This is a genomic window from Candidatus Aquicultor sp., from assembly GCF_054640775.1.
This window is the reverse complement of sequence record NZ_JBTSLF010000085.1, coordinates 1,123-11,990: the sequence shown is the minus strand read 5'-3', so window position 1 is coordinate 11,990 and position 10,868 is coordinate 1,123. Positions and strand designations below refer to the sequence as shown.

Below are 10,868 nucleotides of genomic sequence, written 5' to 3'. Positions count from 1 at the left end.
CCCGTCAGGATATCGATTTGATCTGGGGCGCCACGCTCACCCGGTTTATTTCGCTTGCTTCCAAACGACTCGGGCACCAGTTCCTTTCGGTCGGCCGCGTCCAGAGCCCGACGCTCGCCCTCATCGCTCAAAGGGAAAAAGAGCGCGAGGCGTTCGTCATCGAGCCGTATTGGCAGATAAAGGCGATGTACGACCAGGATGGCTCACGGTTTATGGCCAGCCATAAGACCGAGAAGTTCTGGGAAAAGGCCGAGGCTGAAAAGGTAATCGAGAACGTAAGCGGCGCCAAGACCGGTACGATCACTTCGGTGACGAAAACACCGCGCGAGCGCGCACCGCCGGCGCCTTTTAATACAACCGCGTTTTTAAGCGCGGCGACCAACGTCGGAATATCGACTTCAAACGCCATGAGGATTGCCGAAAGTCTGTACATGCGGGGTCTCATCAGCTATCCGAGGGTGGACAACACGGTCTATCCCGAATCACTTGACCTGCGCGAATTGCTTGAGATGCTCATGGCCAGCCCCCAGCTAGGGAAGCTTGCAACCGAACTTTTGAAGCAAAAAGAGCTTAAGCCGACGCGCGGTAAAAAGTTTGCAACCGACCACCCGCCGATCCATCCGACCGGCGTGGCCAAGAAAGACGAACTCGATGCCCAGGAGTGGAAGATCTACGAGCTGGTCGTTCGCAGGTTCTATGCGACGCTTGCTCCGATCTCGACATCTGAGAGCATGCGAATCGATATCGATACGAACGGAGAGCCGTTCTTCGCACGCGGCAGCAGGGTCGTTAATGAGGGTTGGTTGAAATATTACCCGTACAGTCGCAAAAAAGACGAGGAGTTGCCGGCCGCACAGAAAGGCGACACCGTCACGTTGATCAATATCGACATGGAAGATAAAGAGACGCAGCCGCCCGCGCGCTACAGCCAGGGCAAACTCATCCAGAAGATGGAGGAGCTGGGCCTGGGCACAAAGGCCACGCGGCATGAGATCATTAAGAACCTCTACGACCGCGGCTACGTCCATAGCGACCCGATTCAGCCGACCGAGACCGGAATGGCCGTTGCGGAGTCACTTCTAAAATATGCCGAGCGCATCGCAACACCTGCGATGACGGCCGAGCTTGAGCAGGACATGGACGCAATCGCCGAAGGCGCGACAAGCCAGAGCGCGGTCGTCGAAAGGTCACGGCAGATGCTCGCCGATATCATGCTCGCACTGAACAGCAAGAAGGGCGAGCTTGGCGAGGAGATCCGCGCCGGCATCCGTGAGGATAAAATCGTCGGCGAATGCCCGAAGTGCGGCTCGCCGTTAAAGATCATCAGGGCCAAGAAGAGCCGCAAGCGTTTCGTGGGATGCACGAATTATCCTGAATGCAGCAATTCGTACCCGCTTCCGCAATACGGCGAGATCGTCGCCCTGGGTGAGAAGTGCCCGGACTGTGGAAGCCCGAAGATAAAGGTCATGTCCGGCAAGGGCAGGCCGTGGATACTCTGCATCAACCCGAAATGCCCGAGCAAGGAGAAGAAAGAAGAAGCTCCTAAGGTAGTCGAGGCAACGGAAGAAGTAGAAGAGCGAAAGGCCGTGGCGGAATAGTTGGAGGAATTTCGAATTTCGAATTGTGAAGGTCTAGCAAGATAGGGTGGATTTTGAATCCACCCTTTTTATTGCGTCGGTTTAGGGCGGCAAGGGCTGGCCCTTTTTTGCTATAATGTGGTCATCATTAAAAACAACAGCTCACGACCCACGACTTAATTTGGAGGTTCAATGGCGAAAATTTCTGTTATCGGTGCGGGTAACGTCGGTGCTACCTGTGCGTATACGCTTCTTAAGAACAATGTGGCCGACATCACCCTCATCGATGTCGTCGACGGGCTTGCAAAGGGTAAAGCGCTCGATATGATGCAGGCCGGGGCGATCGAGGGGTATGACAAGACGATCACCGGCTCGACCGATTATGGCACTGCGGCGGGCTCGGACATCGTCGTCATTACCGCCGGGCTCGCGCGCCAACCGGGGATGAGCAGGACCGACCTTCTCGGCAAGAATGCCGCTATCATGAAGTCGGTCATCTCGAACGTGGTTGCCGCTGCGCCGGAAGCCCTTATCCTGGTGGTCAGTAACCCCGTCGATATCCTGACGTACCTCGCCTGGAAAATCAGCGGGTATGTACCCAACCGCGTCTTCGGCATGAGCGGTACGCTCGACAGCGCCCGCTACAAATATTTTATCTCACAGGCGCTCAATGTACCGATGTCGAGCATTGAAGGCATGGTCATCGGCGCGCACGGCGACAGCATGATGCCCGTGGTGAGCCTGACCAGGGTAAACGGTAAGCCTCTCACCGAGCTTCTAAGCGACGAGAAAATACGCGAAGTTATCGATAAGACCAAGCACGGCGGCGCCGAGATCGTGTCATATCTCAAGACCGGCAGCGCGTTTTACGCACCGGGCGCATCGTCGGCGCACATGGTTGATGTTATAGTAAGTTCGAAGAGTGATTCGAAGAGTGATTCGAAGAGTGATTCGAAGAGTGACAAAAAGGACGAGATAGTGCCGAGCTCGGTATACGCGCAGGGCCAGTACGGTATCGATGGCTACTACGTCGGGCTTCCCGCGCGACTGGGCGCAAACGGCGTCGAGGAAATCGTCGATATCCCGTTAACGGATCAGGAACGCGAGGAGCTTCTTGAGTCCGCAGCCTCAGCGAAAAGCTCTCTTGACGATGTGCAAGAGATAATTGGAGGATAACCGGCTTGCGAGAGATCCCCGCAGCAGAATTGACCAGAGTCGTTAAAGACCTCTGTCTAAAAGCGAATACCGAGCTTCGCCCCGACGTGCTTGAAGCCGTCAGGGCGAGCCTTGCCGTTGAGACCTCCCCGACTGGGAAAGAGGTGCTCGAGCAGGTCCTGCAAAACGCAGAGCTTGCGATAAAAGAGAAGCTTCCCATCTGCCAGGATACCGGCTACGTTTCGGTTTTTCTGCAGGTTGGGCAGGATGTCTGGCTTAAGGGCGATATCGCTGAGGCCATAAACGAGGGCGTGCGGCAGGCTTACGTGGAAGGTTTCTTGCGCAAGTCGATCGTGGCTCGCCCCATTTTGGGTAGGGAAAACACCGGCGACAATACCCCCGCATTCATCAATATCGACCTGGTAGCGGGCGATAAAATTAAAATCATCGTCATGCCGAAAGGCGGCGGCACTGAGAACGCTTCGCGTTTGAGGATGCTTCCCGTTTCAAAAGATGCCGATGCGGTAAAGCGTTTTGTCCTCGAGATGGCCGAGAACGCCGCCAAATCGTGCCCACCGGTCATAGTGGGCGTCGGGGTCGGCGGAAGCTTCGATAAGGTCGGTCTGCTCGCAAAAAAAGCACTGCTGAGACCGCTTTCCGATAAAAACCCCGATCCGCAACTGGCCGTATTTGAGGACGAACTTCTCACCGAGATCAACAACCTCGGCATCGGCCCCGCGGGCTTAGGTGGAAATGTCACGGCGCTCGGTGTAAAAATAGAGACGATGCCGACGCACATCGCGTGCCTACCGGCGGCAATCGCATTCAACTGCATCGCGGCACGCCAGGCCGAGGCTATTATTTAGCACGTAGGATACACTAGATGTCATTCTGAAGGAGCAAAGCGACTGAAGAATCTTGGGTGCAGAAACCTTTTTCTTATGCAGGAGGGTCTAAGCTTAGACATACTCAGTGACAGAAATCTGTGGGTGCGACCTAGATTCTTCACTTCGTTCAGAATGACAAGCAGTAAAAGGGAAGTTGAAATGACGATTCAGATTGAAACACCGTTAACAGATGAAATAATATCATCCCTTAAGATCGGCGATAAAGTCGAGATTTCGGGGACATTGTATACGGCGCGCGATCAGGCGCATAAGCGGATTGTGGCTGCAATCGAGAAGGGTGAGGCATTGCCGTTTGAGCTTGCTGGGCAGATCATATTTTATGCGGGCCCTGCTCCCACACCACCTGGTAAAGCGAGCGGATCGATCGGGCCGACGACCAGTGCGCGGATGGATGCCTTTACGCCGCTTCTTCTCGAGCACGGCCTCAAGGGCGTCATCGGCAAAGGCCCGCGGTCCCAGGGCGTCAAGGATGCTTTGACCAAGTATAACGCCGTCTATTTTGCGGCGACCGGCGGTGTTGCGGCGCTTCTTTCATCCTATATCAAGCACGTTGAGCTTGTCGCATACTCCGACCTCGGTCCCGAGGCGGTCTATAAACTTGAAGTCGAGAACTTCCCGGTAATCGTTGCGGCCGATGCGCGTGGCGGCGATTTTTATGAGCAAAACCGGAGATCATATAAACAAGCATAAAAGGTGCTAGAAGTCGCAGAGAAGGCGGATTCATGGCGGTTAAACTACTTAAAGCAGTCCTTATTCTGTTCTCGGTGGTCTTTGTTATCGGGACCGTGCTCTATATCCTCGGCCCCTCCATCCTAAGAGGTAGATTTGTCGACCAGAACATAAAAACCGAGCCGTCGCGATATAAAGGGCTCGATGCTATGCCGAAAGATGCCACAATCCTGTTTGTAACGGCGCATCCCGATGACCTCGAGTTTATGTCCGGCGGCGCGCTCCCCAAACTCATCAAGAACAACGGTAACAAGGTCTATCTCGCCATTCTTACCGATGGCGGCAAAGAGCGCTATATGCCCGGCTTCTATTCACGGGCTATCGTTAAAACCCGCCACGACGACCAGCTGAAAATCGCAAAAGTCGAGGGCCTGACCAAGGTGTTCTTCATCAACTACCCCGACGGCAGCCTCAAGTATAGCCAAGAAGCGTATACCAAGATCAAACAGGTCGCCGATGAGATTGGCGCAACGGACATCTTTACCTTCGAGTTTGGCAGAAGAAACGGCTACTATGATCCCGATCACAACGCCGCAGGCCAAGTCGGCACCGCCGTTGCGATACGGGACGACGCAATCAAAGGGCTCTACTATTTCAGGGCGGCCGACCCGAATATCGTTATCGATACAAGCGACACATTTAAGCGCAAGATGGAAATCTTGTTCATGTTCACGGAATTCACCTACAAGCACCGGATGATGAACGCCATGCATGATGCCTGGGATTCGGCCACGGGTAAGCGAATCGGCGTCCGCTATGCAGAAGGATATCGTGTAATCGACCTGGGCAAACTACGCGAGACGAGCAACGGGCAATTGCCAAAGCAGAACCCATAATAAGCGGGTACGCCCACACTTACAGAGGGGACGAGCACAGTGACTCAAGACACAAACGGCACAAAAGCCAATAAAGACAAGAAAGGCAAAGGTCTTTTTATAACCTTTGAAGGGATCGAAGGAAGCGGCAAAAGCACCCAGATGATGCTTCTCGCCACTTACTTGAATTCAAAGGGATATGAGGTAACCATGACCCGTGAACCGGGCGGCACACCCATCGGCGAGGCCATCCGGGAGGTTCTGCTTAACCCCGATTTTACCGAGATGGACTACCGCACCGAAGTTCTACTTTACGCCGCCGACAGGGCGCAGCACGTTGCGGAATCGATTAAGCCTGGCCTCGGGCGCGGGAGCATCGTGGTCTCAGATCGCTACCTCGACTCGACAATCGCCTACCAGCACTATGGCAGGGGACTGCCGCTCGACTACATCCTGAAAGCGAACGAGCAGGCCACCGAAGGCATCATGCCCAACCTGACGATTTTACTAACCGTACCCGTTGAGACCGGTCTGGAACGGGCGACCAAAATCGTCACGGATCGAATCGAGCGCGAAGACGTCGAGTTTCACGAGCGTGTTGAGAAGGGGTTCCTGGAGCTTGCCCAGCACGAGCCTCAGCGCTGGAAGGTTATCGACGGCCGGGTCTCCATCGAAGAGATCCACATGCTCATCATCCAAGCAGTAGAACCACTCCTGTGATATAATTTTTGCCTATGAGTGATCCTATGAACAATCCTGCAGACAGTAGTTTTCTCTGGTCGAGCATCATCGGTCAGAGCGATGCGATAGATAAAATCCTGCGTGCGCTCCGCTCCGAGGAGGGCAGCCACGCCTGGCTCTTCGCCGGCCCGCGCGGCGTCGGCAAGTGGACGACCGCAAAAGTCATGGCTGCGGCCCTCAACTGCCAGGAGGACGGCTGCGGGCGCTGTGTATCCTGCGGCAAAATCATGCGCGAGATACACCCGGACATCTTTTTGATCGAGCCCGAGGGCAACTTCATCCTCATCGAGCAAATCGAGCAGCTCATCCAATCCGTCTCGCTTAAAAACTACGAGGGAAAAATCAAGGTCATCGTCATCGACGAAGCCGACCGTTTCACCCCCGAAGCCGCAAACGCTCTGCTAAAGACACTCGAAGAGCCGCCGGTCGACGTCGTGTTCGTCCTGGTGTCATCCAATCCCGAGGCGGTGCTGCCCACCATTATCTCGCGCTGCCGGCAGGTTCAGTTCAGGCCGATTCCGGCGCAAGAGATGATATCATTCCTGGTCAACAGGTATAGCCTGGGCTACGATGAGGCGGCTCTCGCAACGAGACTAAGCGGCGGAATCCTGGGTGCGGCGGTTTCGTTCGCTGCGTCGCCATCCAAAAGGGAGCGCAGGAAAACCGTCCTCGGTATTGCACAGAGCGCCGACCGGGCCGACCTCGCGCGCTTGAGCTTTATCGCCGAGGAGCTTATCCGCGAAATCAAAAAGCCCCTTGACGAGCTAAAAGCCGCCAATAAAAAGGAAATCGCCGAGTTGAAAGAGCAGTACGATGCAAAGGACGCCCCCGTGCGCACCATCAAGCGCATCGAGCAACGGCAAAAGCGCGAGCTGGGCAAAGAGGAGCACCAGGGGTTTGAGGATGTCTTGACCATATTGACCTCGTGGTTTCGCGATATTATCCTGCTGAAAGAAACCGGCAGGGAAGATCTCCTGAACAACCAGGACCATCTCCTGGCGGTGAAGGAGCACGTCGACCTTTTTAGCAGCGAGGATATGAACCGGTGCCTGCAAATAATCGAAGAAACGAGGCAGTATTCTCGTTTTAATGTTAATATGCAATTAGCATTTGAAGAGATGTTGTTTAGAATCCACGACGTGCTCGCGGTGCAGGCGAATCCGTATTTCGTCCCGTAGTATGCAGTGGAGCGCAAAGTTTGATAATTCAGCGGTGCTCTGGTAGCACTGGCTTTTACGAATGAGCAGGAGGTTTTGGCAGGCATGCCGATAGTTGTTGGAGTCGTATTTAAGAGAGCCGGCAAAGTCTACTACTTTGACCCGGATGGGATAGATTTAAAGAGCGGCGAGAAAGTCGTCGTCAAGACATCGCGCGGGATGGAATTCGGCGAGGTAGTGTCCTCACCTACAGAAGTCCCCGACGCAGAGATCACCAGCCCGCTGAAGAAAGTCATGCGGCGGGCGAGCGACGAGGATAAGAGCACGCTCGCTAAAAACAAGCAAAAGGAAAAAGAAGCATTCCAGGTAGCGGATGAGAAGATCGCCAAACACCGGCTTCCGATGAAGCTCATCGAGGTCGAGTACGTGTTCGACGGCAGCAAGATCATCTTCTACTTCACCTCCGAGGGCAGGGTCGATTTCCGCGACCTGGTCAAAGACCTCGCCTCGGTGTTCAGAACCCGAATCGAACTTCGCCAAATCGGCGTGCGCGACGAAGCCAAAATGGTCGGCGGCCTCGGCCCCTGCGGCCAGCGCCTCTGCTGCACCGTCTTTTTGGGCGATTTCGAACCCGTCTCGATCCGCATGGCCAAAGAGCAAGATTTGCCGCTTAATCCATTAAAGATATCCGGCATCTGCGGCCGTTTAATGTGCTGCCTAAAATATGAATACGAGGCCTACCAGGACTTCAAGAAGCGCGCCCCCAAACGAGGCACCAAACTCACCACCGAATTCGGCACCGCCCGAATCGTCGAGTTCAACGTCCCGAAAGAAACCGTAATCGCCGAACTCGAATCCGGCAAACGTATCGAAATGCCCCTGGCCGACGCCCTCGGCTGCAAATGCAAAGCCCCCTGCAAATCCGACTCCTGCTGCGGTAACGGCAGCAAACCCAAAATCGAGATGGAAGACAGCGTCGATATCCCCGAAGACAGAGGCGCGGACGAGAAAGGCGTTGTGGAAAATAAGGGCGTTGTTGAGGACGAGGGGATTGTTGGGAATGCTGGAAGTGTTGGGGCTGTGGAAGATGATGGGGTTGATGACGTTAAGGAAGTTACCGAGGTTGTAGGTGACGAAGCGGTCGTTATGGACGAAGATGTAACGGGGGATGAAGAAGCTTTAGATGATGAGGAAGTAATAGCCGATGTAGGCGGCAACGGCGATAAGCCAAAAGTCGACGAGATCGATGACGGCATCCCGTCGAAGAATGGGGATAGCGATTAGGCGATTTATTGGGATTACGGGCGGTTGGCTTGGTCTAGCCCTCCGGCCCTCTTCACAAAACGCCGAAATTTTGGTATTAATATAAGGTCACAGTGTTTGTTATGCGGCTTAAAACCGCAAAAACTAAAGATTGCCACTGTAGCTCAGCAGGTAGAGCAGCTCACTCGTAAGCTGTTGGTCAGATTGGGCACAGGATTAAAACGACCAGGTAGGGAGGGTGAAAGCCCTCCCTTTTTTACATATATTGGTAGTTTGGTCACAATTTGGTCACAAGTATTTTGGCGACTGTGAATACTATAGAATTGGAGAGCAACTCGTCCACGTGATAAACTAGTTTTTCTAGTCATATAAGAGGGCGGCTAAAGCGAGGGTTTAGCATGAGTAGCATGACAGAGGATTACCAAAAATATAAGGTTTGCATGGTTCGTATAACAATAAAGACCCATGAGGGTAATCTATCAAACGGCGCTGGTTTTCATATCGGTGGTGGCTATATAGTAACCGCAAGGCATGTTGTTGAGCGTCATGAGATTGAAGAAGTCGTAGGCGGTTTTGGAAATCAAAACGTTAATATCAAAAATATCTTTTATCCGAGCGATTCTAGGATAGATTTAGCGGTGATGGAAACAGATTTCTCGCTAGATTATTATATGAACAAAGGAGTAATAATCGTCGGCAAGAGAATTAGAGAAAAAGTTGAATGCATACTGTTAGGTGGTCATTTGGATGACTGGCTGGACGATGAACTAGTGTTATCGAAGGTCATGGTGTTTGGGTATCCGATAATCCCGTTCGTAGGGGCTCAATTAGTTGCGGTTGAAGGAGAAGTGAACGCTATTATCGATAAATATAATGTGCCTCATCCGCATTTTATAATATCCACCATCCCCAGAGGGGGTTTTAGCGGTGGTCCGGTGATTAGCGAGTATGGATTTTTGCTGGGAGTTTTAACCGAATCGCTGGTTGAGAATAATAAAGATGCAGAGACAGGATTTGCCTCTGCGATATCCATTGAACCCCTTTTGAACCTCTTGTACGAAAATAGAATAATGCCCCGTGAGATTGCCGAAGTATTTAAATCCTTGGAGTACGCTTACGATATTGATTGTGAGTAGTGCAAACTTGTAGATTAGGTTGGGATGCGGATGTTCGCATCCTCACATCTCGACAGCACCAAAGCCCTTGTGATTATGGTTTTCACAAGGGCTTTTTCTTATTTTTTCCTATGTTATGGGGTATTGTTACGGCTTGATGAGCCTAGACAAATGAGGGTCAAACTAACTGACTTTTTCTAGATGTGAGTTTTACTGTTTTTGGGCTCAGGTCACCGCGATGAAAAGATCCGCAAGTTTTTCAAGAAAGCATCAAAGAACGGTACAGTCAAAGCATGCTATGAGGCTTCAAGCTGTGGTTATGTCCTATGGCGAAAACTAGACACGTGGGGATACGCCTGCAACGTAATTGCGCCCTCTACGGTGCCAAAAGCCAAATCCGACAAAGTAAAGACGGACAAGCGGGATGCGACCGCTTTGGTTAAGCTCTACAAGGCAGACATGCTATCAACAGTTACTGTGCCGACAACCAAAAGTGAGATGGATTGCTCATTGGTGAGGCTCCATGATCAGAAAAGCCAAGACGTCGAATGACCTTAAAGACAAGTTCGTATTGATGGCTTATACTAAGGGTTGTAACATGAACGATTATTCAGGGGGTCTATTGTGGCAAAGATTGATGATCTGAAACCCGAAGAACTTAGCGAGCTGCTCGAATTGTGGGAGAGAGTTCACGAGATAGGCAAGAAGTATTTCGCTAACTACGATTCGGCTAGTGACGAGGATCTTAACCGGGTTGCGGAAGAGTATTACAGTGCCAACCAAGTATATTTCAATAAGCTTAGAGAACTAGAATTATTGCCAGAACACTTACCGGCGAGTATACGCAATCGGTACAGAAATCGTAAAACTAAGTCATAAGTGAATAGTAATGGCGTAATATGATTGAAGTTAGCTTATGAACAGAGAGAGCCAAGAACCAGAAAACGCTCGAAGCCGATATCATGAACATCATGGGCATTGGTGTGTCGGCAACAACGTTTATTTTATTGACAGGAATTGACGTTAATAAAAGTCGAAGTCTCGATATAGCACTCTTAATTGGGATGCCCGTCGTGGTGATAAGTCAGTTCGTTTTTAGATTTAATAATTATAATCTTAATACAACTAGATGCTTGCTGGGTCGGGTTCTAATGAAGGCAAAGACCGACACTGTTGAGGCTACTGTGGCCAAGCAAAAATTAGTGAATATGGTGCAAGAAATGAATAATATGGCACAAGCTTTGCAAAAAAAACTTTGATGCTAGCGTCAGAGAAGAGCTTACGAAAATAATGAAGGCTTGGGACCAAGAAACCTACGAATCACCTCCAACAGTTACAGAAATACCAATTAAAGAGCTTGGCAAGAATGCTGTTGAAGAGCACTTAATCGATTACATAGCTAAAGAAT

At 51.8% G+C, this 10,868-nt stretch carries 11 protein-coding genes and 1 pseudogene; all 12 read left to right on the top strand.

The window, feature by feature from the left end; translation table 11 throughout:
- A partial coding sequence (locus ACYC56_RS08305) for a DNA topoisomerase I (RefSeq protein ID WP_461373715.1) occupies nt 1-1,598 on the top strand: 1,598 nt, incomplete at its 5' end.
- A 171-nt stretch (nt 1,599-1,769) separates the two neighbouring features.
- Nucleotides 1,770-2,753 carry a malate dehydrogenase gene (gene mdh / locus ACYC56_RS08300; protein ID WP_461373714.1) on the top strand — a complete coding sequence of 328 codons (984 nt, stop codon included), beginning with the start codon at nt 1,770-1,772 and terminating at the stop codon, nt 2,751-2,753.
- A gap of 5 nt (nt 2,754-2,758) precedes the next feature.
- Entirely contained in the window at nt 2,759-3,598 is an 840-nt protein-coding gene (locus ACYC56_RS08295; protein WP_461373713.1) for a fumarate hydratase, read from the top strand.
- Between the two features lie 153 nt (nt 3,599-3,751).
- Nucleotides 3,752-4,330, top strand: a complete 579-nt coding sequence (locus ACYC56_RS08290; RefSeq protein ID WP_461373712.1) for a FumA C-terminus/TtdB family hydratase beta subunit — start codon at nt 3,752-3,754, stop codon at nt 4,328-4,330.
- Nucleotides 4,331-4,362: 32 nt separating this feature from the next.
- The gene (locus ACYC56_RS08285; protein ID WP_461373710.1) at nt 4,363-5,205 is read left to right on the top strand and encodes a PIG-L deacetylase family protein; all 843 of its coding nucleotides are present in this window, start codon (nt 4,363-4,365) and stop codon (nt 5,203-5,205) included.
- A 39-nt stretch (nt 5,206-5,244) separates the two neighbouring features.
- Complete coding sequence (tmk, locus tag ACYC56_RS08280) at nt 5,245-5,904, top strand: dTMP kinase (RefSeq protein ID WP_461373709.1); 660 nt, start codon at nt 5,245-5,247, stop codon at nt 5,902-5,904.
- A gap of 14 nt (nt 5,905-5,918) precedes the next feature.
- Complete coding sequence (holB, locus tag ACYC56_RS08275; protein ID WP_461373708.1) at nt 5,919-7,103, top strand: DNA polymerase III subunit delta'; 1,185 nt, start codon at nt 5,919-5,921, stop codon at nt 7,101-7,103.
- An 84-nt stretch (nt 7,104-7,187) separates the two neighbouring features.
- Nucleotides 7,188-8,090: pseudogene (locus tag ACYC56_RS08270) on the top strand (PSP1 domain-containing protein); the annotation flags it as partial.
- Between the two features lie 662 nt (nt 8,091-8,752).
- Complete coding sequence (locus tag ACYC56_RS08265; protein WP_461373707.1) at nt 8,753-9,481, top strand: S1 family peptidase; 729 nt, start codon at nt 8,753-8,755, stop codon at nt 9,479-9,481.
- Nucleotides 9,482-9,841: 360 nt separating this feature from the next.
- Entirely contained in the window at nt 9,842-10,012 is a 171-nt protein-coding gene (locus tag ACYC56_RS08260; protein WP_461373706.1) for a hypothetical protein, read from the top strand.
- Between the two features lie 72 nt (nt 10,013-10,084).
- A complete protein-coding gene (locus ACYC56_RS08255) occupies nt 10,085-10,339 on the top strand; it encodes a hypothetical protein (protein ID WP_461373705.1) in 255 nt (84 codons plus the stop codon).
- A gap of 83 nt (nt 10,340-10,422) precedes the next feature.
- Nucleotides 10,423-10,719 carry a hypothetical protein gene (locus ACYC56_RS08250; protein WP_461373704.1) on the top strand — a complete coding sequence of 99 codons (297 nt, stop codon included), beginning with the start codon at nt 10,423-10,425 and terminating at the stop codon, nt 10,717-10,719.
- Nucleotides 10,720-10,868 lie beyond the last annotated feature (149 nt).